17 protein-coding genes are annotated in these 24,076 nt (G+C 49.1%); 13 read left to right on the top strand and 4 right to left on the bottom strand.

Annotated elements, in window-relative coordinates; translation table 11 throughout:
* Positions 1-258: 258 nt before the first annotated feature.
* The 4 genes from VIM72_RS04510 to VIM72_RS04495 form a co-directional block, all read right to left on the bottom strand.
* The gene (locus VIM72_RS04510; RefSeq protein ID WP_332001673.1) at positions 259-789 is read right to left on the bottom strand and encodes an RNA 2'-phosphotransferase; all 531 of its coding nucleotides are present in this window, start codon (positions 787-789) and stop codon (positions 259-261) included.
* Between the two features lies 1 nt (position 790).
* Positions 791-1,336 carry an NADAR family protein gene (locus tag VIM72_RS04505; RefSeq protein WP_332001672.1) on the bottom strand — a complete coding sequence of 182 codons (546 nt, stop codon included), beginning with the start codon at positions 1,334-1,336 and terminating at the stop codon, positions 791-793.
* Entirely contained in the window at positions 1,323-2,189 is an 867-nt protein-coding gene (locus VIM72_RS04500; RefSeq protein WP_332001671.1) for a TIGR02452 family protein, read from the bottom strand. The genes VIM72_RS04505 and VIM72_RS04500 overlap by 14 nt, the downstream gene beginning before the upstream one ends.
* 386 nt (positions 2,190-2,575) lie before the next feature.
* Positions 2,576-3,085 (bottom strand): cytochrome c, encoded by a 510-nt coding sequence (locus VIM72_RS04495; protein WP_332001670.1) that lies wholly within the window; start codon positions 3,083-3,085, stop codon positions 2,576-2,578.
* 183 nt (positions 3,086-3,268) lie between these two features.
* Between VIM72_RS04495 and VIM72_RS04490 the strand changes: the two genes are divergently transcribed.
* The 13 genes from VIM72_RS04490 to VIM72_RS04430 form a co-directional block, all read left to right on the top strand.
* Positions 3,269-3,694 (top strand): organic hydroperoxide resistance protein, encoded by a 426-nt coding sequence (locus VIM72_RS04490; RefSeq protein WP_332001669.1) that lies wholly within the window; start codon positions 3,269-3,271, stop codon positions 3,692-3,694.
* 10 nt (positions 3,695-3,704) lie between these two features.
* Positions 3,705-4,382, top strand: coding sequence for a type 1 glutamine amidotransferase domain-containing protein (locus tag VIM72_RS04485; protein WP_332001668.1), 678 nt, complete (start codon positions 3,705-3,707; stop codon positions 4,380-4,382).
* A 24-nt stretch (positions 4,383-4,406) separates the two neighbouring features.
* Complete coding sequence (locus tag VIM72_RS04480; protein ID WP_332001667.1) at positions 4,407-4,838, top strand: MarR family transcriptional regulator; 432 nt, start codon at positions 4,407-4,409, stop codon at positions 4,836-4,838.
* Between the two features lie 195 nt (positions 4,839-5,033).
* The gene (locus tag VIM72_RS04475; RefSeq protein WP_332001666.1) at positions 5,034-6,392 is read left to right on the top strand and encodes a Gfo/Idh/MocA family oxidoreductase; all 1,359 of its coding nucleotides are present in this window, start codon (positions 5,034-5,036) and stop codon (positions 6,390-6,392) included.
* Positions 6,393-6,639: 247 nt separating this feature from the next.
* Positions 6,640-10,245, top strand: a complete 3,606-nt coding sequence (locus VIM72_RS04470; protein ID WP_332001665.1) for a TonB-dependent receptor — start codon at positions 6,640-6,642, stop codon at positions 10,243-10,245.
* A gap of 21 nt (positions 10,246-10,266) precedes the next feature.
* Positions 10,267-12,165: a RagB/SusD family nutrient uptake outer membrane protein gene (locus VIM72_RS04465; RefSeq protein ID WP_332001664.1), complete on the top strand. Its 1,899-nt coding sequence runs from the start codon at positions 10,267-10,269 to the stop codon at positions 12,163-12,165.
* Positions 12,166-12,186: 21 nt separating this feature from the next.
* Entirely contained in the window at positions 12,187-13,194 is a 1,008-nt protein-coding gene (locus tag VIM72_RS04460; RefSeq protein WP_332001663.1) for a DUF5017 domain-containing protein, read from the top strand.
* Between the two features lie 8 nt (positions 13,195-13,202).
* On the top strand, positions 13,203-15,839 hold the full coding sequence (locus tag VIM72_RS04455; RefSeq protein WP_332001662.1) for a glycoside hydrolase family 2 protein: 2,637 nt from the start codon (positions 13,203-13,205) through the stop codon (positions 15,837-15,839).
* A 4-nt stretch (positions 15,840-15,843) separates the two neighbouring features.
* Positions 15,844-17,718, top strand: a complete 1,875-nt coding sequence (locus tag VIM72_RS04450; protein ID WP_332001661.1) for a hypothetical protein — start codon at positions 15,844-15,846, stop codon at positions 17,716-17,718.
* Positions 17,715-19,631 (top strand): beta-L-arabinofuranosidase domain-containing protein, encoded by a 1,917-nt coding sequence (locus VIM72_RS04445; RefSeq protein ID WP_332001660.1) that lies wholly within the window; start codon positions 17,715-17,717, stop codon positions 19,629-19,631. Before VIM72_RS04450 ends, VIM72_RS04445 begins: the two co-directional genes overlap by 4 nt.
* A 20-nt stretch (positions 19,632-19,651) precedes the next feature.
* Complete coding sequence (locus VIM72_RS04440) at positions 19,652-21,886, top strand: glycosyl hydrolase family 28-related protein (RefSeq protein WP_332001659.1); 2,235 nt, start codon at positions 19,652-19,654, stop codon at positions 21,884-21,886.
* Between the two features lie 151 nt (positions 21,887-22,037).
* Complete coding sequence (locus tag VIM72_RS04435; RefSeq protein WP_332001658.1) at positions 22,038-23,435, top strand: alpha-L-fucosidase; 1,398 nt, start codon at positions 22,038-22,040, stop codon at positions 23,433-23,435.
* A 10-nt stretch (positions 23,436-23,445) separates the two neighbouring features.
* Positions 23,446-24,076: SGNH/GDSL hydrolase family protein (locus VIM72_RS04430; protein ID WP_332001657.1), on the top strand; the 631-nt coding region annotated here is incomplete at its 3' end.

Below are 24,076 nucleotides of genomic sequence, written 5' to 3'. Positions count from 1 at the left end.
GGCCGATTTAGCGCCCAGCGCGTTTAATATCTCCCCGCCATACTCATCTATTTCCTTTGCGGTCATGCCCGGCCTGGCGTAATTCCTCATTTCTTTGAGAGTAACTGCTACTGCTTCACTCACCTTTTTCATGCCATCGAGTTCCGCTTCTGTAGTTATAGACATCTTTTTTTCCTTAAAAGTACTGATAAAAAAATAAAGCCTGCAAACTGCAGGCTTTATCCGTTTACTCACATTTACTTCTGCGCAAGACAGGAATCATTGAATATACTTCACAGGCACTTCGTCTGTAAGCCATACGCCATTATCAGAGAGATAAAATACGATCCCGTCTCTATGCATATCCCCGCTCCGGATGGTGAGGATATGCGGTACTCCTCTCCTGCTGCCCACCTTTTCGGCGGTAGCCCTGTTATCGGTAAGATGCACATGCTGCCGGTTCATTTTCTGCAAACCAGTTTTACGTATGTTGTCCATAAACCTCGCTACGGTGCCATGGTAAAGGAATTCCGGCGGTATGGCCGTGGGCAGGTCCAGCGATATATCCAGGGAATGGCCCTGGTTGGCGCGGATCATTGTTTTATCTTCATTAAAGGAAAAACGCTGCTTATCATTTTCTGCCACCGTTCTTTCCAGTTCCTCCATGGTAAAATGATGTCCGTGCGCTTTGCATTGCTGCAGGAGCGTGCTCACGTTTGCCCAGCCCTGGGCATCAAGCGTGAGTTGTATAGTGTCCGGGCTATGCCGGAGAATAAAGCTCAGTAGTTTACTGATAGATCTGTTGTTCATGTTATTTAAATTGATCCCTCACTACCATGAGCGCGTAACCGAGCAGGTTATGCCCTCGCCATAGCAGGGGATTTTCCACGTTTTCGTTGGAGGCCGACATGCCAATGCCCCATATACGGTCCATAGGACTGGCTTCCACCAATATGCGATCGTGTGTGTTAATTAAAAAAGTTTTCATTGCCGGGTGCTGTGAAAATTTGTGATGGTTCCCTTCCACTACCAGGTCAAATTTATGCGCATCCCAGGTAGCCGGGTCAAAGTTTTTTACCTGTCTTCCCAGCTTCTTGGCTTCATCCGGTGAACCTGCAAGCAGGATTCTCTGCAGCGTGGCGTTATCATTGAACAGCCGTGCCTTTCCTGCCATCATCCAGTGCTCTGCCGTTTTATAGGTAACACTGTTTACCGTGAATGGCGAAGGCCACCACTGGCTGAAACAGCTTTGGGTAATGCTGCCATCCGCAGAGGGACGGTGGCCCCAGAAAAAGATGAATTTTATTTTTTCCTTGGCCTGATACTTCGTGATCAGCCAGTTGTTATCGTACTTCATTGTAAGCAAATTTATGATTGAATGCCTGTCTGTTTACCTGTTTATCCGATGTATCATATACTGCAAATACGACCTGGCGGAATGCATGTTTGAACGTATCGTTATGCAGCAGATGATGGGCAAACCATCGGGCAATATCGTTTGGATCGTTCCTGAATACGCCGCAGCCCCAGGCGCCCAGCACCAGGGTGGTTTGGCCATGCACCACTGCTACGGACAACAATTTCTCAATCCTTGCCAGCATTACCGGTTCCATCTCTTCCAGCCGTTCCGGATCATTATTCCTCAGCGCCCCTGCATTTACAGCGGGGGAAGTGAGCACCGCCACGCAATAATGCTGGTCGAGCAACTGGTCGTTATCGTCCCGGAAAACAGGTACCTGCGGGGTATAGATCATCTGGTCTGTATACAGCAGGTTGCTGTGATGCCGGTTGAAATCATACATTTCCTGTTTTGTTCTCAGGCTGGCATATAGTCCACTGGCTCTTGCCAACGCTTCTTCCTGTGCCTGTGCGCCACCGAGAAAACCGCCGCCCGGATTTTTTGCCGAAGCAAAGTTGAGGCAGCATACTTCGTTTATACCTTCTGCAGTTACCAGCCTGCGGGCTGCGGCGAAAGTAGTTTCACCGGTAACACTGATACTAACAGGTGCATGTTTCACTGATTGCAGCAGCTGATCACGTTGTTTAAACAGGGTATCAAAATCATCCGGTTTATATAATACCGTATTGTCAACAGCGGTTTGCAGGTCTTTGCTGATATCTACCTGTTTATGATGCCGGTTCATGTAATGGCCTGCTTCCAGTATATCCAATGTTTCGTATGCGATGGCCATTCTTTGATTTTTGTTCATGTTGTTTTAGTTTTTCACCGGCGCAGGAATGTTGGCAGGGTTAACAGTTCCGTTGCACAAGTGCAGGGTTATAATTTGTTTACGTCATTATGACGCAAAGTAAAGAAATATTTTTCTAATGCGGATATTTTTTTTTCGGGAGATAAGAAAAGAAACAGCACTCGGAGTCATTAAAGCGCATCCCTGCATCTAGGGGAAACCTAATTTCAACCTGGAGCCGATATATGTCATTATAATGGCTTTCCTGTTTTTTTGCAGCAGGCAAACAGTTGAATGCCTCGTTTTATGCAGGTTTATTGTGTATGGAGACTGCAATGGTGATTCCGCTGAGAGCCGCGTGTAAACTGGCTCAGATAGTAAATGATAGCGCTTTCCTTAGGTATGAACTAAAGTGTGGTTCTCTTTGGGTGTGCTGCAATGCTGTCCGCTCTTCGCTTTATAAGATCGTACCCTTCCCTGTCCCAGCTTTTACTGTCATTTTCCAGGAAGAGCAATAAATCATCCAGGGGTTTTCCTTTCAAAGCCACGTATATAGGCATACCAGCCCTATTGTACTCTTCAGACAATTTATTGGCATACTTATCTCCCCCGGCCTTCACCTTTGCATTGTTAATAATATACTTCTCCAGCCAGCTGCGGGGACGACGGGCAGTGACATGTCCCAATGGCGGGCCTGTCAGCCGCTTGTTGGTGGTGCTATGGCATGCCGCGCAGTTCACCATAAAAATATTCTTCCCGTTTTTAATTCTTGCCGGAAGGTCATCCTGGAAAGGGTCCAGCCGGCCGGAATATAGCGCTTCTGCCCGAAGATCAGGGCGATCATAAACTTTATCCACTGCGTTCATATTACAGACCCGGCAGGCTATCAGTACAAAAGGTACCAGGTATCTTTTCATAGTACAGGTATTGAGATACGAAGTTACAATCGTTTAGCCGTTACATTTATAGCAACCTGTATCCTTCTTATCATGAACGTATAAAAAGCTGAATGGACTTCCAGTCAGAATTCCATCTTTCAAAAATAAATTTGGAATTCAATTGTGTACAATCTAATTTTACACAATAAAATAAAAGCACTCATGGAAAAGATCGAAAAGTTATACACAGCGCACGCCAGCGTTACCGGCGGCAGAAACGGACATATTGTATCTTCAGACGGCGTACTGGACCTTGAAGTAAGAATGCCAAAGGAACTGGGCGGCAGCGGCGGCGCCTATACCAACCCGGAACAATTGTTTGCAGCGGGTTATGCCGCCTGTTTTGATGGCGCCCTCAACCTGGTGATCAGAACAGATAAAGTAACTGCAGGCACTACACAGGTAAACGCAGAAGTTAGCATCGGCAAGAACAATAATGGCGGTTATGGGTTATCAGTAAAACTACTGGTGGCTATCCCGGGCGTAGAAAGGGAACTGGCACAGCAACTGCTGGAAAAAGCACACCAGATATGCCCTTACTCCAATGCTACCCGTGGTAATATTGAAGTAGCGTTATCACTGATCTAAACTTCATTTTATGAAAGTATTAATCGTACTGACATCGCACGATGAACTGGGGAACACCGGTCATAAAACCGGTTTCTGGGTAGAGGAATTTGCCGCTCCCTACTATGTGCTGGCAGATGCCGGGGCCGAGGTGACCCTGGCTTCTCCCAAAGGCGGGCAACCACCCATAGATCCTAAAAGTGAGCTGCCTGAATTCCAGACGGAAGCTACTACCCGCTTTAAACGGGATGAAGCGTTGCAGCAAAAGCTGGCAGCTACCATGAAGCTCAACGAGGCAAACGCCTCCGACTACGACGCGGTATTTTATCCCGGCGGTCATGGCCCCCTGTGGGACCTCGCCAATGATCCCGCTTCAGTGTCATTGATTGAAACTTTTTACCGGCAGCATAAACCAGTGGCATTTGTATGCCACGCTCCCGCTGCCCTGCTCAGGGTAAAAGACGCGGATGGTGCGCCGCTGGTAAAAGGAAAAGAAGTAACCGGTTTTAGTAATACAGAAGAAGAAGCGGTACAGTTAACCAACGTAGTGCCGTTCCTGTTAGAAGATGAATTAAAGCAACTGGGCGGAATTTACAGCAAAGGAAAGGACTGGCATTCCTATGCGCTGAAAGACGGCCTGCTGATCACCGGTCAGAACCCGGCATCCTCCGCAGCAGTGGCACAGATATTAATGGAAACATTAGCTTAATTTTGGGTTGCTAAATATGCCGCCTTGAAACAACAACTGAAATTATCAAATCAACTTTGCTTCTCATTTTATGCCTTGTCGAGGCTGGTAACTTCACATTACCAGCCTTTACTTGGCCCCCTGGACCTCACCTACCCGCAATACCTGGTGATGCTGGCGTTGTGGGAGCATGAAATTTTATCGGTAAAAGCACTGGGCCGGCTGCTCATGCTGGATTCCGGTACATTAACGCCGTTATTAAAAAGGCTTGAAGCAAAAAAGCTGATCAAACGCATGCGCAGCAAAGAAGATGAACGGATTGTAAACATACAGCTGACGGCGGCCGGGAAACAACTGCAGCAACAGGCTACAGATATCCCCGAAAAAATGAGCTGCAGCATGGGATTTACCGCTGAGGAATTCAATACCCTTAAACCAATGATCGATATTATCCTGCAAAGACACGCAACAGAATAAACACACTGCTGTTTTACAGTCGCTACACCTCCATACATCACCGGCTGTGATACCAGCCTGGTAAAATTCAGGCAGCCCGCAAAGGTCCGCATTAACCCGCACGCATATTAATTAAAGACAGGTTATAATTTCTTCGGCTGAATGATTATCTTTCTCTCCTATAGTTCTGTAAACCTTATTTAATTGTTCCACGCTATGGAGAATTTCAACATTAACCGTCGCCGTTTCCTGAAGGGAGCCACGGCTACATTGGCGCTTTCTGCTATCGGCGCCAGCGCACTGGATTTTATTAACCCGGCCAAACCCTTGCGGGTAGCGCTGATTGGCACCGGATGGTATGGTAAAAGCGATTTATTCCGCCTGATCCAGGTGGCGCCGGTAAAAGTAGTAGCCCTTTGTGATGCAGATAAAAATATGCTCCAGGCAGCGGCGGAAATGGTGCGCAAACGGCAGGCCTCCGGTGAAACGCCCCGCCTGTATGCCGATTACCGCAAACTGTTATCAGAGAACGAACTGGACATTGTATTAATAGGCACCCCGGATCACTGGCATGCCCTTCAAACCATTGAAGCGCTGAAAGCCGGCGCCAATGTATATGTGCAAAAGCCCATCAGCGTGGATGTTATAGAAGGAGAAGCCATGGTAGCCGCCGCCCGGAAATATAACCGTGTGGTACAGGTGGGCACACAGCGGAAAAGCACTCCCCATCTCATTGATGCAAAAAAAAATATTGTAGACGCCGGCCTGCTTGGTAAAATATCACACGTGGAAATGTGCTGCTACTACCATATGCGCAACAACGGCAATCCACCGGTACAGGCGGTGCCGGAGTATTTCGATTATGAAATGTGGACAGGCCCCGCTCCCCTGCGGCCATATGACGGGCTCCCACACGTGCGCTGGTGGCGTACTTTTATGGAGTATGGCAATGGCATCATGGGCGATATGTGCGTGCATATGTTCGACACGGTACGCTGGATGCTGCACCTCGGATGGCCTAAACGCATCAGCTCCACCGGTGGCATTTATGTACAGAAAGAAGGCAAATCAAATATCGCCGATACACAGTCGGCCATTTTTGAATACGACGGGCTCAACTGTGTATGGCAGCACCGTACCTGGGGCACCCCTGCTGATCCCAAATACCCCTGGTCGTTTAAACTATACGGGGAAAAAGGCACGCTGGCAGCCAGTACTATGTCGTACGACTTTATCCCCGAAGGCAATGGCACCCCCATTCACAAAGATGTGGTATACGAAAAGGAAAAGTACCCGGAAGACCTTACCGAACCCGCTATTGAGCTGAATGCCGCACCGGCTACGCGCCTGCATATGCTGGATTTTCTCGGCGCTATAAAAAATGGCGGCAGACCCGTAGCTGATATTGAAGAAGGGCATATTTCCACCGCCAGCTGTATCCTCGCCAATATATCCATGCAAACAGGACGGCCTGTGATATATGATCCGCAAAAAAAGATCATTACCGGCGATCCCGCCGCCACCGCATTATTGCAGCGGCCGTACAGGGATCCATGGAAACACCCGGTGGTTTAATACCAGTATTGTTTGGGTAAATCAATAAAGCATGGAAAGGGTCAAAGCCCCGATAGTTAGCATGTTGGGGCTACGACACTTTAAATTATCAAGATCGGTGTTAACCACATAGCCCGTAAACATAGCTGCCGTACTCTTACTTTTTTAAGTAATTTCTGACAGAAAACAGAGACGTGAAGGATTCCTTGTACCCCTTTCACCCGTTTTAAATAAAATCACGTCTCTAATAGATATCAAATGCTACGTTATGAAGCTAATTCCACCCAAATGGAGTCCTTTCCTGCAAGGACTGTTACTCTTCTTTTGGCTTAACCTGCCGGTTACTTTTGCCCAGGGGCAGAAACAGGTTACCCTGAAAAGCGGGAACACCGCCATCAGCCTGGCAGAGATCTTCAAAGCCATCCGGCAGCAAACCGGTTACACCGTTTTTTATGACAACCTTATCCTGAATGATAAGGAAAAAATGAAAGTAGACTTCAACGGAAGCGATTTACCGGCAGTACTTAGTACTGTACTGAAAGATAAAAATATAGGGTGGATCTTCAATGATACCTACATCATCCTGAAAAGGAAGGACAATGCCGCCGGTCCTTCTTCCAAACAGGAAAAGCTGCAGGGCAGGGTAACGGACGATACCGGGCAACCCTTAGCCAGGGCGTCGGTAAGGATCAAACACACCACGGCGGCTGCGCTTACAGATGCGAACGGTTATTTCGCCATTGCTTTGCCGGAACCTGCCGGCATTTTACAGATCGGCTTTATTGGATATGAGCCACTGGAAGTACCGGTTCAGGATATGCGTTTCCAGGATATAAAACTAAAGCCGGCTAACAGTGGCCTCAACGAAGTAATTGTGATCGGATATGGTACTACCACCCGCAAAGATCTCACCGGCTCCGTGGGCAAGGCCAATGTGGAAGATATGCAGAAGGCGCCAGTGGCCTCTTTCGACCAGGCGTTGGCAGGTCGTATTGCCGGCGTGGAAGTAAGTTCCAACGACGGACAGCCAGGCGCTGCCTCCCGGATCGTGGTACGGGGAAGCTCGGTGAGCCAGGATGCCTCTCCCCTGTTTGTAATTGATGGTTTTCCTATTGAAAACATGGATATCAACTCCATCAACCCGAATGATATCGCCTCCCTGGAAGTTTTGAAAGATGCTTCTTCTATTGCCATTTACGGCGCAAGAGGCGCCAACGGGGTGATCATCATCAACACAAAAAGAGGAAAATCAGGTCCCCCCAGAGTTACTTACAGCTATGCGCTGGGCATGCAGCAAATCACAAAGAAAATGGAGATGCTCAGTCCTTATGAATTTGTAAAACTGCAACTGGAGCTGGATAGTATCAGGAGCACCCCTACCACACCTGTCAATACCAATGCACTTATTTACCTTGATCCCGCGCATGGTATTACCTTGGACTCCTATAAGAACACCCCGGGATACGATTGGCAGGACCTGCTGCTGAGAACCGGCATTACGCAAAATCATTCATTGAATATCAGCGCAGGCACCGCAGATACCCGGTATTCCATCAGTGGCTCTTATTACGATCAGAAGGGAATTATCATTAATACCGGCCTGAAAAGATACGACGGCAAATTCACACTCGACCAGCGGCTGAATAAAAACTTACGGATGGGCATTACCGCCGGGTATTCCAATTCCACTTCCTATGGCACCATACCTGCAGCAGCTGCCAGCGGCGGTGTAGTACAAGGCATGTGGCAGTACCGGCCTGTTTCAGGCGTAGGCAACCAGGATCTGCTCACTGAAATAATCGACAGCCTGGGGCTGGAAGAATTCAACAACGGCAACTCAAATGCCACACTGGGAAACAACCTTGTAAATCCCCTGCTGCAGGCGCAGAACGAATACCGGAAAAACATCAACAACACGGGTACCATTAATGCTTTCCTGGAATATACCTTCCTGAAAAAATTCAGGCTGAAGATCTCCGGCGGTTATAACGCCACCAACCTCAAATCGGAAACCTTTTATAACTCACAAACACAACAGGGCAATTTATTCCGGAATAAAGCAGGCGCCGTACCCAATACAAACGGTATTAACGGCACTATCAACAACCAGTTGAACAGTAATTATCTCAGCGAAAATATCCTGAACTATAGAACTACTATCGGGAAAAAACATGTGATTGATGCCCTGGCTGGTTTCACCTATCAATACGCCACAAACAATTATACCGGTTTCAAATCTATCAATGTGCCACAGTCGACCGAATACCTGGGCATTAAAAGCATTGGTGGTGGAACCGCCACCATGCCTTATTCGGGCGGTTCGCGCTGGCAGCTCTTCTCTTTTCTGGGCCGGCTGAATTATGCCTTTGAAGATAAATACCTGTTCACCGCCACCGCCCGGTCGGACGGCTCTTCAAAATTCGCTGCAGGCAAACAGTGGGGATATTTTCCCTCCGGGGCCTTTGCCTGGCGATTCACGGAGGAGCCTTTCACAACAGGCTTACGGTCAATACTGAATGATGGTAAGTTCAGGGTCAGCTATGGCAGTGTAGGCAACAACAAGGTAGGCGATTTCAGCTATCTCGCCACCCTGGCCGGCGGCACACAGTTCGCCTATCCTTTCAATAATTCCTATACACGGGGCACCGTACCGTTTGGTAACGGCAATCCTGATCTCACCTGGGAAACCACCACAGAACTGGATCTGGGGCTGAACCTCAGCTTCTTCCACGACCGGATCTCCATTGATGCAGATTATTACAACCGGAAAACAAAAAATTTCCTGCTGTTGGTACAAATCCCTTATTTCGCCGGTTACAGTATTACTTCCTTCAATTCCCAATATCAAAACACCGGGCAGATCAGCAATAAAGGTGTTGAGCTCACCATCAACACCATTAATATCAAAGGAAAAAACTTTAACTGGAGCAGTAGCTTTAACATCAGTTTTAATAAAGGGAAGATCGATAAATTTTATGATGGCCTCGAAGTAATGCAAACGCGTTATGACATGCCAGGCGGCAACTACACCACTGGCTGGATTGCAAAAGTAGGCGCACCCATCTCCCAGTTCTATGGCTATAAATGGGCCGGCGTTTACCAGTATGATGATTTTGTTAAACAAGGCAATGGTACCTATATCCTGAAAAACGGCGTGCCTGGCTATTCTCCTAATATTCAGCCCGGTGATCCGAAATACAGGGATATTAATGGCGATGGCGTAGTGGACGCTAACGACCAAACTACGTTAGGTAGCCCGCTTCCTGTTCATACCGGCGGATTCTCCAATAATTTCAACTATAAAAATTTCTACCTGAATATTTTCCTGCAATGGAGTTATGGCAATGAAATATTAAACGCCAACAGGATGGCCTTTGCTTCCACCGGTGGCTATTTCCCGAATGGCAACCAGTTTGCAGAATATGCAAATAGATGGACTCCTGACAATCCAACCAACGACGTGCCCAGGGCATTGTACAACAACAGGGGCGATGCCGGCAGCACCACGCCTAAAATAAGCTCCCGTTACATAGAAGACGGCTCCTTTCTGCGGCTCAAAACTATTTCACTGGGGTACGACCTGCCATCGGAATTTATCCGTCGCGCAGGCTTCAAAGGTTTGAAGACATACATTGCAGCACAAAATATTTTCACCATCACCAAATACTCGGGGATTGATCCGGAAGTGTCCTCTTTCAGAGCGCAAAACCCTGCCAATGCGCCCGGAGCCACTCCCGGTGTTACCGTTACCAGTGGAACGGGGTATACCTTCCTCCAACCAAGCAGCAGTTATACCGCCTTATCCGGCGGGCTCGATTATACGGCTTATCCACGCGCCTTTACACTCAGTTTTGGTATTACCGCTACTTTCTGATTCGATGTTTAAAATGATGTTATGAAAACTTTTCAGCAATTACTACTTCCACTCATCTGCATACTGGCAGCTTCCTGTAAAATGGATGTAAGCCTGGACCCTCCTACCTTTCGTCCTATTACGTTTACAACGGAAGCACAAATGGATGAACAGGTGGCCGGCATGTATAATATTCTTCAGCAGGACGCCGTGTATGGCTTTGGTTTATGGGGCTATATCAACGCCGGCGCCGACGAAAGCTTCCGTGTCAACGCAGGATACAGCACCTTCCTCACAGAGTTTTATCATATCAGCAATACAGAACCCAATATACTCCTGCTCTGGAGAAATTTGTATAAGGGTATAGAAAATGCGAATGTGCTCCTCGATGCCGCCGACAGACCACAGATGGATGAAACCAAACGTTCACAGATTAAAGGCCAGGCCAGGTTCCTGAGAGCTTATTATTTTTACCTGCTGGTGGTCCATTTCGGGGATGTGCCATTTAAAACAATGCTGGCTACAGATATGGGCACCAACTTTAATCTTCCCCGTACGCCCTCAAAAGATATTTACCCTTTTATTGTGAAAGAAATGATAGCAGCCGATAGCCTGGTGCCAAAAATGGCCCAGGTGAACACGCCTACCATCGTTACGCAATCGGCCGTGGAAGCTATTCTTGCAAGAGTATATCTCTCAATGGCCGGCAACCCCATCAATGACGTGGCGCGTTATAAAGACGCCCTGTTCTGGGCACAAAAGCTGATCAATTCAAATGTGCACAGCCTGAATAGTTCACCACATCCGCTTTATCCCACTACCCCGGCATACGCCCGCATTTTTATCAACAAAATGCAGAATAACATGAATGATAACAGCAACCCTGAAAGTATATGGGATGCTGCATTCTTATCCAAGTCAAATGTTACAGGTTCCTATGCGGGCACCGGCTACCTCGTTACACAACAACTTGGCGCCGTAATGGGCGTGTACTGCCCCGATGCAGGCATCACCGGCGTAAATGGTTATTCACCCGGCACTTACAGGGTGCATCCCGGTTTATACAATCTTTATGGCCCCGGCGATCAACGGAGAGACTGGGCTATTGCTCCCTATATGTATAAAAGCGCTGCCACCACCCGGTATTATACGCTCACCGTCAACATCACCGGCAATGGCACCGGCGCCGCTGCCACCGCTTACACCAATGCACAGGGAGCCATCACTTCTGTAGTGATAGATAACCCCGGCAGCGGCTACACGTCCGCACCTGCCATCAGCTTTACGGCTTATGGTACCAACGCCTCTACCAGTCCTGCTGTTACAGCGCCCAATGAAGCCGTAGCTACAGCCACCGTAAGCGGCGGAAAACTTACTGCCATTAATGTAATAACCGGCGGAACGGGTTATCCAACCACATACGACCGCTGTGTAGGCAAATGGAGAAGGGAATACGAGATTAACCTGCCACCCAGCCGCCTGCAGAATAATACTTCCTGTAACTTCCCTATTGTGCGCTATGCAGACGTGTTGCTGATGGCGGCGGAAGCCGCACTCATGGCCAATGGAAGCGCAGACGCAACAGCAGTGGAATATTATAACCAGGTGAGAAGGCGCGCTTACGGATACCCGCCCAACTCGCCGGTCCCGGGTGTTGATGTAACCACCTTCACCATGCAGGATATCATGGATGAACGCTCCCGTGAACTCTGCTTTGAAGGTATTCGCCGGCAAGACCTGATACGCTGGGGTAAAATGACGCAGGCCATGCAGCAGGTGCTGATCAACAACGATACCTACGCTCCCACCAACTACGTGACACCCGCAGGTGTGGCCGCCACCAATTTCCTGTCTGATCCGCAAAAGTATTCATTGTTGCCTATCCCCGGCGGTGAAATAGTGCTGGACCAGCTATTAACACAAAACCCCGGATGGCAATAAAAACTGATTAAACAAAATAGTATGAGATCCATTATATATTACTTCCTCGCCGCTGTTATGTTTACGGGCTGCCGCAGAGACGAAGCGGCTATACCCGACTTTAACGTGAATACTGATCAGCTGGCCTATAAGGCAGGCGACTCCATTACATTCTATTTTTCCGGCAATGCAGGCGCCATTGTTTTCTTCTCCGGAGAAACAGGAAAGGCATATGAAAACCGTAACCGGAAATTGATGCCCGGTGTGGAGCGACTGGTGTTTCAAACATCCATGCAGCAAGGCCCGGTGCCGCCAAATCCCTGCCCGGATTCCCTGCAACTGCTGATTTCAACCAACCTGGAAGGTTACGATGCAGCACATATCAACAAAGCCACCTGGACAAATATCACCAGCCGCAACAGCAAATGGCCCAAATCACTGGCTACCACCTTTACTACCTCCGATTCTATTGATATATCAGATTTCAATAAAGCAGATAAAGTGAACATCGCCTTTCGCGTGCTAAACAAAAAAACCGGTGTGATGCCGCAAAGAAAATGGATAATCCAAAACCTTACGCTGTATAACAGCCTGCCTGATAGTACCAACACCCCACTGTTTACAAATTTTTCCAACACCGGGTGGGTACAGGCCAGCCTGCTTAATGACAGCGAACCGGGAACAGCTGAAAACAAGTACAACGGCTTCAACGCCTGGAACGTAGGTACATGGAACGTTTCTGCGGCCGACAGTATCCGGAACAGCAACGGTATTCCTATCAGAACCAGCTACCCGATCACGTTTAATCCTGGTACCAATGTTAATAACGACGATAACGACGACTGGCTGATCACATCTGCCGTAGATTTAAAAACGACCAGGCCGGATGTAGGTGTGGTGGTACAGAACGAAGTAGCATTAAAGCCGGCCACCTTCAAATATGCTTTTAAAAAAGCAGGCACCTACCAGGTTACTTTTGTGGCTACAAATAACAGCCTGGATGACAGCAAGAGCAATGTTAAACAACTGACATTAAAAATTCTACCCTGACATAAAATATGATACGATCTTTTCTCCCGGCCATCCTTGCGCTGCTGCTCGTTCCGCTAACACTGCCTGCGCAGGTAACACCCGCTGGTGGCTGGCTGCTACAGGACGCTTCAAAAGTGCCGCAGCCGGGCGAAGCAATAGCACAACCCGGTTTTTCTACCAATGGCTGGTATCCTGCCGTAGTACCCGGAACAGTGCTCACCACCCTGGTACACAACAACGTATACCCGGAACCGTTATATGGCGAAAATAACCGCCCTGAAAGGATTCCCGAAACTCTCTGTCGCACCAGCTGGTGGTATCGTACGGAAATAAAAATACCGGCATCTTACAAAAATAAAAACACCTGGCTGCACTTCAGTGGTATTAACTACACTGCACAGGTGTGGGTGAACGGGAAAAATACCGGGGAGATACGTGGCGCTTTTGCAAGGGGCATCTTTGATATTACCAGCGCCGTAAAGCCCGGAGAAACCGCGGCGATAGCCGTATTGATATCACCGCAACCCAATCCCGGCGTGCCACACGAACATACCATTGCGCAGGGCATGGGCAAAAACGGCGGCGTCACTGCTACAGATGGCCCAACATTCCTCTGTAGTATAGGCTGGGACTGGATGCCGGCGATCCGCGACCGGAACACCGGCATCTGGCAACCTGTATATCTCAATGCTACCGGTCCTGTACTTGTGAAAGATCCCCTGGTCACTACCGACCTCCCACTGCCTGCACTGCATACAGCGGATGTAAAAATTGCCGCCACTGTACAAAATATCACAGACCAGCCACAGCAAGGCATATTAAAAGGCGCCTTCGGCAACATTAGCTTCAGTGAACCCGTGACGCTACCTCCTCACAGCAGCCGGCGGATCATCTTTGACCCGGCCGCACTGCCGCAATTAAAAATAAAACAACCCAGACTTTGGTGGCCTAATGGCTATGGCCCGCAAAACTTATATACCCTCCAATTACAGTTTAATATCCAGGGAAAGGTATCAGATGAACAACAACTTGACTTTGGTATCCGTGAAATCAGCTATAGCACACCTTCTTCAGAAGATCTCACTATTTCGGTTAATGGTGTAAAGATTTTTTGCAAAGGCGGTAACTGGGGCATGGATGAAGCCATGAAACGTATTCCAAAAGAACGGCTGGAAACGCAGATCCGCATGCACAGGCAGGCGCATTACAATATCATCCGCAATTGGGTAGGACAAAGCACCAGCGAAGACCTGTATGCGCTTTGCGATAAATACGGCCTCATGATATGGGATGAGTTTTTCCAACCCAATCCTTCCGATGGCCCCGACCCCGCCGATATAAATCTGTACCTTGCCAACGTACGGGAAAAAATGCTGCGCTTCCGTAATCATCCCTCTGTTATACTCTGGTGCGCCCGCAATGAAGGCAACCCGCCTAAAGCAATAGACGATTCACTGCGTAGTATTATGGCTGAACTGGAGCCACTGCGACTGTATCAGCCCAGTTCTACCTCCGGTCGCGGTGTGCATTCCGGGGGGCCCTATTATACCCGCAAGCCTTCGGAGTATTATGTTTTCACCGAGTCCTTCAAAACAGAGATCGGCAGCTTCTCTATTCCAACATTAGAATCAGTACAGGGCATGATGCCGCAAAAAGACTGGGAAGTGATCAACGATGACTGGGCGGAACATGACCTCGCTACAAAATATTACCGTAATATGATCGCGAAACGCTTTGGCGAAGTAGCCAACCTGGCTGATTTTGTAAGGAAATCACAACTGGCCAACTATGAATCGTTCCGCGCAATGTATGAAGGCCGTAATGCAAAAATGTTTAACCCATCTACCGGTGTGATCACCTGGATGAGCAATCCCGCACAACCAAGTTTTGTATGGCAGCTGTACCACCACGACCTGGAGCCCAATGCCGCCCTGTTCGCCGTTCAGAAAGCCTGTGAACCGGTGCATATTCAACTGAACGAAAAAGAAGGGAATATACAGGTGATCAATAACGGCCCGGCCACCTTAAAAAATGCGCACGCACATCTTACCATATTCAATGCAGATGGCGCAGTTGTACTGCAACAGGATTATAACGTTACCGCTTTACCCGCTGCTGCAACGGATCTTGGAGCTGTGCAATGGCCGGCTGATTTGTCGCCGGTTCACTTTGTAAAACTAACCCTGCACGATACCACCGGCGCCCTGCTGTCTGATAATTTCTACTGGAATACACTTCCACTTGGATCAGACCAGCTAACGGATCTTGAAAAGATACCTGTGGTCACACTCACGGCAACGGTTAAACGCCGCCGCATGCAAAACAAATGTTTGCTGGATATAAGCCTGCATAACCCATCTACCCATATAGCAGTGATGACGCACCTGCAGCTGCACCGCCAGGATGGCGACCGGGTGCTGCCGGTTTTTTATTCTGATAATTATGTTTCCCTTATTCCCAACGAAACAAAAACAATTACCGTGGAAGCGAGCGAAGCAGCCCTGCAAGGCAGTAAGCCGCTGGTATTGGTAGATGGCTTTAATGTAAATGTAAAAGCGCACAACGATCCGGATGCAGCCATTGCACTGAATGAAAATGCACAGGTGAACCATTGGCCCATCACTCATTTGCCACGGCCGGACAGCACTATACAAAAAAAATAAACGCATGTTGACATCACGACGGGACTTCCTGAAATTAACCACACTCGGCAGTACAGGCTTGCTGTTATCGCCTGTCGGCGCATGGGCAGGCGTTTATAAAAATGAACTGACAACATTGAGTGAACAGCTGCTGCAACAATGGGGCGAAGGGTTGCTGGCATTACAGGTAAACCAGCCACTGGTAAAAGGATTACATGGTGGGATACTGTGCCCTGCCTGCGCCACCATACATGGCCGCTGTGGTGATGCCATCTTCCCGTTATTATATCTCGCCAATAAAAACAAAGAGCAAAAATATATAGATGCAGCCATCCGTTTGTACAACTGGATGGAGCACATGGTAAGCGCTCCTGACGGCGCCTGGGTGAACGAAGTAAGCGTGAGCGACTGGAAAGGCATTACAGTGTTTGGCGCTACCAGTCTTGCAGAAGCGCTGATCCATTTTGAACACCTGCTGGATAAACCCGTACAAACGCAATGGAAAAACAGGCTACAAAAAGCAGGTGATTATCTCTATAAAAATTTTACTATTAACACCGGTAATATCAATTACCCCATTGCCGGTAGTTATGCTTTGTGCCTGATAGGCACCTATCTCCAACAACCCCATTTTGTTACCAAAGGTAAAAGCCTGGCAAAGGAAAGCCTGGCCTGGTTTACTGCCAACGGCCTGATATATGGTGAAGGTAAACCCGTTCCGGAAAAAAGCACGAAAGGCTGTTACTCCGTAGACCTGGGCTATAACGTGGAAGAGTCGCTTCCTTCACTGGTGCTGTATGCAAAACTGATAAATGATACCGCGCTGCAGGACCAGTTAACACATTCCCTGAAAGCGCACCTGGAATTTATGTTGCCCGATGGCGGCTGGGACAACAGCTGGGGAACCAGGAATTATAAATGGACCTATTGGGGCAGCAGAACCAGCGATGGCTGCGTGCCTGCCTATGCCCTGATGGCGGACAGTGATCCTGCGTTTTACAAAGCGGCCCTGCAGAATACGCGGCTGCTGGCACAATGCACGCATAATAAATTATTACATGGCGGCCCTCATTATGTGCAACACGGTGTGTTGCCTTGTGTAAGTCACTCGTTGGCACATAGCAAAGCGCTCACCACTGTTTTACTGCATTCCTCTACTATTAAAAGCGCTACCGCCCTGCTCCCACGGGAACGTATATACGGTGTTAAGTCATTCCCCGAAATCAACACCTGGCTGATCTCTGCCGGCAAATGGCGCGGTACCATTACCGGCTACGACCAGGAGTACACTATGAAGGGCGGCCATGCCAGCGGCGGCGCACCGTCGATGCTCTGGCATGAAGACGCCGGCCCCCTGCTTGTGGCAAGTATGAACCGGTACCAGATGGTGGAGAGCTTCAATATGCAGCGGGATAATGATCCGCTGCCGGCCTGTTTTACACCCGGCTTTAAAATAGTTGCGGATGGTACGCTGTACCAGCACACAAACGATCTGAAAGCAACCATTGACTACCGGGAAAATAACGGGCAGATACTGTTTAACACCCGTTCCTTACTGGTAGATGAAAATCAGTTACCAGCCTCTTTTCCTGAATGTGCTGTCAGTTATTCTTTTGAGAAAGAGGTGTTTCGTATCCAGGCTATCGCAAAGAATGAAAAGGCTGTTTATAGTTTACCCGTTATCAGTACGCGCAATGAACCCGTAACGCAGCCTGCAGAAAACAGGCTGGAAATACGCAAAGCGGATAGTATTGTAGAAATAACTGCCAGCGCTCCCATAAAGATAACCCGTGCATTAACGGAGCGGGCTTTCAATTTTGTGCCCGGGCTTGAAGCCATTCCGTTACAGTTTGAAACAAACAATATTGATATAAAAATTGCTGTAAGACCTCACTCATGAAAAAAACTTTCTTACTGATCATCTACACCCTGTATGTTATGATGCCTGCTATGGCCCAGGCCCGGTTCGATAAATTCAGGGAGCAAGGCATCACTGATGTTCATCCGCAGGGATGGCTGAAAGAATTTTTGCTCAGGCAGCGTAGTGGTCTTACCGGGCATCCGGAAGTATTATCATATCCCTTCAACTCCTGTTTATGGGCTGGTAATATAGAACGGGTAGGCGAGCAACACGGCGCCAACTGGTGGAGGTATGAGCAAACCGCTTACTATAGCGATGGCATGTTGCGACTGGGATATTTATTAAACGATACGGCGCTCGTGAACAAAGCACGCGCCGGTATTTACTATACGCTGGCACATGTGCAATCCAATGGCCGCCTGGGCCCGGAGCTGTTCACCAGCCAGTGGCCCATTGCAGTTTATTTCCGGGTGTTGCAGGCGGAGTATGCTGCTACCGGCGATCAGCGGATCATTGCCGCCCTGCATAAGCACTACCTCAGTTACACGCCGGAAGAAATAGGCAATGCCAAACGCGCCATTGTAAACATTGAAGGCATGTTATGGACATATGGCAAAACCAACGATCCCCGCTTGCTGACGCTCGCCGAAACAGCATATGCCAAAGGTGGTTTTGAACTGAATATGCAAACAGCTTCCTCACCGGATACCCTGGTGCTGCACGGAGTAACTTACATGGAAATGGCCAAGTTGCCCGCCATCCTGTACACCTACACCGGTAAAAAAATATATCTCGATGCAGCGCTGAATGCCCTGTACAAACTGGATCGTGATCATATGTTGCCCGATGGCATTCCCAGCTCCAATGAATTCCTGGCAGGCAAAGATCCGCTGCAAAGTCATGAAACCTGCGATATTACGGACTACACCTGGGCAGTGGGTTACCTGTTGATGGCCACCGGCGATGGCCGCTGGGCCGACAAACTGGAAAAAGCTATCTTCAACGCCGGGCCTGGTGCGGTATCCAAAGATTTTAAAAATCTCCAGTACTTCTCCAGCGTTAACCAGGTAATTGCCACGGGACAATCCAACCACAATAAATTTGCACATGGATCTACCTGGATGGCTTACTGGCCCTGTCATGAAACAGAATGCTGCGCCGGCAACGTACATCGTTTTATGCCCAATTATGCCGCGCGGATGTGGATGCGCGATACCACAGGAGGCCCGGTGGCAGCGCTTTACGGGCCATCTGTTGAAACGCTGGTTTACAAAGGGCATCAGCTCACTATAACTGAGAGCACCCGGTATCCTTTCTCTGGTGAGCTGCTATTTACTTTTCACATGCAGCAGGACATAACCATGCCTTTTACCTTTCGTATACCCGGCTGGTGTAAATCGGCTATAGTGAACATCAATGGAAAACCATACAAGGGCGCCTTAACACCAGGCTCCTTTGTAACCCTGCACAGAAAATTCCGTAACAATGACCAGGTCAGCATACAACTCCCTATGCAGCCACAACTGGTACAATGGGGGCAATGGGGCGCCGCCGTTGAACGCGGCCCTTTACTATACGCTTATCCCGTTCCTGAAAAAGTAACCACAGACACCGCTACTTATGCTAACCTGGGTGGTAAAAGATCAGCAGACCCGGATTTTCCGGCACTGGATATCCGGCCGGCCGGAGCCTGGAACTATGCGCTGCTGGCTCAACCCGCGCAATGGCAGGTAACAGAAAGCAACGGCAATACTTATCCCTTTGAAACAGCCGCTGTTACCATAAAGGTAGCAGCCAGGAAAATCGACGACTGGCACTTATCAGAAAACCGTTATACGCCCCCTTTGCCTGAACCCGGTTCATTCCACTATGAAACAACTACCGATACCATCACCCTGGTGCCCTATGGTACTACCAGGCTACGCATGACGGTATTCCCGGTGATCCCTTAATACATTAAACCTTTGTATCTATGACTATCACAAGCATTTCAGTATTAACCACTACAGCGGGCGCCTCCGCTAATGAACTTTGTAACCTGCTGGGATATTATACGCCAGGCGATGGCGGCGGCGGGGAATTTTACTGGCAACCCTCCAATACCACCGGCGATAACCGCGGCACCATCATCGTAGTGGCCGGCGCCGGCCGCTGGCTCCGGGTAGACACCAACCTGTTTAACGTAAAATGGTTTGGCGCAAAAGGCAATGCCTCCACTGATGATACCGTGGCCATTCAGAAATGTATTGATACCGCCGCCTCCGGCAGGATCATTTATTTTCCAAAAGGTAATTACAAAATAACCGCGCAGATCAATCTTAAAACCGGGCAAACCTACACCGGCGAACAAGGCGATTATGGCATTGTAGATGCCCCTACGCCAACGATCCTTGATTTTACTACCGCCACCGGCAACATTCATTGTCTTAGTTTTGACGCCACCACCGGCGCTACCGGTCCTACCATCAGGAACCTTACGCTCAATTGCGGCGAAGCGCTCACCGGTATCCGGTACTACAGCACCAACTATTCCAACTGTTACCGCCCCACCCTGCAAAATGTGGACATACGGTTAAAAGAAATTGCAGATCCTGCACAAGCCTGCATCTGGTGGGAGCCCGTGTACCTCGGCACCATCGACAGATGCCTGCTCCGTGGCGGCAGAATAGGCATAAAGCTCATCGGCTGCTTTATGAACCGGATCATTAATGTAACCACCCAGCAAGGTATTTATAACAACGGCAACCCGCCGGTGGCAGCCTTCTATACCAGGCAAACCAGGGCCGGCAGAACAGGCTCCTATATTGGCGGCAGGAACTTAATTGAAACATCAGAGCCACTCATCATTTCACCCGATGCGAACAGCGTAATGATTGATACCGACGGGGGCCTGATCATCCGCGACACCGCGCTGGAAGTAAATAACGGCACCAGTACCGGCACTGCAGCCAAAGCGTTGATATGGATGCATAAAGATGGTACCCAGTCGCCTTTCCGGTCGGATCTTCTACTGGAAAGAGGCGCTGTGTTTAATACCGCTGCCGCTTCCGGCGCTAACAATGGCAGGGCCCAATATGGCATCCTCGTGGAAGCAGGCACATTTACGCGGATCGTAGCCAGGGGCGTATCGTTTAAGGATAATCCCATTGTGATCACCAACGCCGGCAACACCGGGCTGGCCACCTCCGGCACCGATTTCCAGCGGCTGGATGTGCAAAGCAACGACTACGCCACTGCCTATTATACCGACTATTCCGGGTGGAAACCTGCTACCGCTTATACCACCGGTCAAACCGTACAAAACGGGCTGAATGTATATATCGTTGTCACCGCCGGTATTTCTGATGTTGCGGGCGGTCCTGCCGGCACCGGCGCCGGTATTACCGACGGAACGGTGATATGGAATTTTGTAAAGGAAAACACCGGCCCCTTCCCGTTAAAACGTAACCGTGAAACAAACAACGATGTATATATCGTTGGCGATGCCAGGGGCGTAAAAGATAACCAGTTCATTAACGCCAACGGCTCTACGGAGAGGTTTGGCGCTGCCTGGGGATTTTTTAAGGCTACCGTTGATCCCGGCAGTATCAGCGATAACCAGTCGTGCATAAAATTACGCTACGATAACGCTCCGCCATACAATACGCCCATGAAAGCAACGGTGGTGTTACGCCGGCTTGCAGCAGGCGCATCTGCGGGCAGGTTCAGTATGCAGTGCTCTGCCAGCGGTGGTACAAATTTGTTGGGAAGATGGGACTTCAATAATATCCCGCTTAATGAAGATAAACAGTACATGGTTACCGGCTTCGCCATTCCTTCTACTATGCCGGTGGCCGACTTCTCCGCCTGGTTCCGCGATAGCGCCAGTCAGCCACTATGGGACAACATTGCCGTCAGATCCGTGCGCGTGGAAAAAGCCACTACCTTTTCCGGAAGCGTTACTATCAGCGATATGGATACTTCTGCCGATGTTACCGCATCCAGTTTCCAGAGCAGCGATGTAACGCTGATCAGCGCCGCCAGCTTTTTACTGCCCGGCGCCGCGATCATCTCCTTAGGGTTGCCCCAGGCAACAGCCGGTACACCGCCACCGCCCGTCAATACGCCCTATATTACCAACAGGACCAGCACCGGGTTTACTATTAACCTGTGTCTGCAACCGGGCAACGGCAATAGTATTACGGTACCCTATACCATCACCTATTAAATTAATCGAATAGTATTATTATCACCAGGAAGAATTATTTAGCACAGGCGGCCCCTGCCTCTGCTAAATAATTTTTCCTGCCTTCACCCGTTTTAAGAAAAAACCGGTCTATAACATTTATATACCAGCGTGAAGGAAAAAGAAAATAATAATGAGGAAGCAATCAATCATCCGGAATACGCTGTTAGTCATGTTTGGGTGCAGCAGTCATTTATCAGCCGGAAGCCAGGGTACACAGGCATACGACCCTGAAAAAACCTATACCGCGCCCGCCGACGAAGCGGTGAAAGCCAAATTATCACATTGGCAGGAGCTGAAGTTCGGCCTGTTTATGCATTGGGGCACCTACAGCCAGTGGGGTATCGTGGAATCGTGGTCGCTTTCCCCGGAAGATTATCCCTTTACCAAACGTACAGGCCCCTACGCCGCTAACTGGTTTCAGTATAAAGCCGCATACGAAAACCTGCAAACTACCTTCAACCCGGTTAACTTTAACCCGGATAAATGGGCCGACGCCGCAAAAGCAGCCGGCATGCGCTATGTAGTGTTTACGACCAAACACCACGATGGCTTCTGTATGTTTGATACAAAGTACACCGACTATAAAATTACCAGTGCCAAAACACCCTTTTCATCCAATCCGCGGAGCAATATTTCCCTGGAAATTTTCAACGCCTTCCGTAAAAAAGATTTTATGGCCGGCGTCTACTTTTCAAAACCAGACTGGCATTCGGAAGATTACTGGTGGTCTTATTTCCCGCCAAAAGACCGCCACCAGAGCTATGATAAAAAGTTATATCCCGAACGGTGGCAACGGTTCTGCGATTTCACGTATAATCAGATCGAAGAACTGATGGCCAACTACGGCGCACTGGACCTCCTCTGGCTGGATGGCAGCTGGGCCGGTATCCCTATGGGCCCCATCGTAACGATGGCGCGCAAACACCAGCCCGGCCTGATTGTGGTTGACCGCCACGGGGCGCCTGAATATGTAAACTACCTTACACCTGAACAAAAGATCCCTGACCATTATATCCCCGTTCCCTGGGAAACCTGTATGACGATGGGCCGCTCCTGGTCGTACATTGTAAAAGAGAATTACAAACCATCCCGGCAACTGATACAAATGCTGGTAGACATTGTTGCCAAAAACGGTAACCTGCTGCTTAATATCGGGCCGGGGCCTGATGGCGACTGGCATCCAGAAGCCTACCAGCGGTTGGCCGATATCGGTAAATGGATGAAAATAAACAGTGAATCTATTTACAATACTAAACCAGTTGCTCCTTACCGCCAGGATAAATGGGCTTTTACAGAAAGTGAAAAAGCCCGTTATCTTTCCTATCTCCCGGCAGAAAAAGAAAATATGCTGCCAGCCACCATCAGCGTGCCTTTGAAAGCTGTGAACCGCAAGGCTGCCATTACTTTGCTGGGTGTAAAAAAACAACTGGCCTGGGAGCAAACTGGCGACTCCATTACCATACGCATTCCGGATGCCGCGCGTGAACAGCTGGCCGGAGAGGCGGTATGGGTTTTTAAAATGAATTAACCGTATAGATATGCCGATAAGACTGACAGGTATTGTGCTTCTTTTTTTATTATCAGGATCACTGCATGCACAAACAGATTCACTTAATTCCATGCAGGAATGCCGCATCCGCCAGGGTTTACCCAACTTTTTTGCGAAGTTGGGATCCGGCGCACCACTCACCATTGCCTACTTTGGCGGCAGTATCACAGCAGCCTCCGGTGGCTGGCGGGATCAGTCCGTGAAGTGGTTTCAACAGCAATACCCGCAGGCACAAATTAAACAGGTCAATGCCGGTGTAGGCGGCACCGGCTCCGATCTCGGCGTTTTCCGGCTGCGCCGCGATGTATTGTCGCAACAACCCGACCTTGTGTTCGTGGAATTTGCAGTAAACGACGGCGGTCCCTATGTGCATCAGACCATGGAAGGAATTGTGCGGCAGATCTGGAAAGCCAATCCGGCTACAGACATCTGCTTTGTATACACCGTGGCGGGTAATATGCTGCCGGTGCTGCAACAGGGACAACTATGGCCCACCATGCTGGCAATGGAACATATTGCACAGCACTACGGTATTCCTTCCGTGCAGCTGGGGATGCAGGTATTGGCACTGCTAAAGGAAGGGAAACTGGTATTCCAGGGTAAACAGGACCAGTACCCGG

The organism is Chitinophaga sp. (genome assembly GCF_036569185.1).
Classification (GTDB): domain Bacteria; phylum Bacteroidota; class Bacteroidia; order Chitinophagales; family Chitinophagaceae; genus Chitinophaga.
The sequence above is the reverse complement of the archived record's forward strand: the minus strand, read 5'-3'. Positions and strand labels throughout refer to the sequence as shown.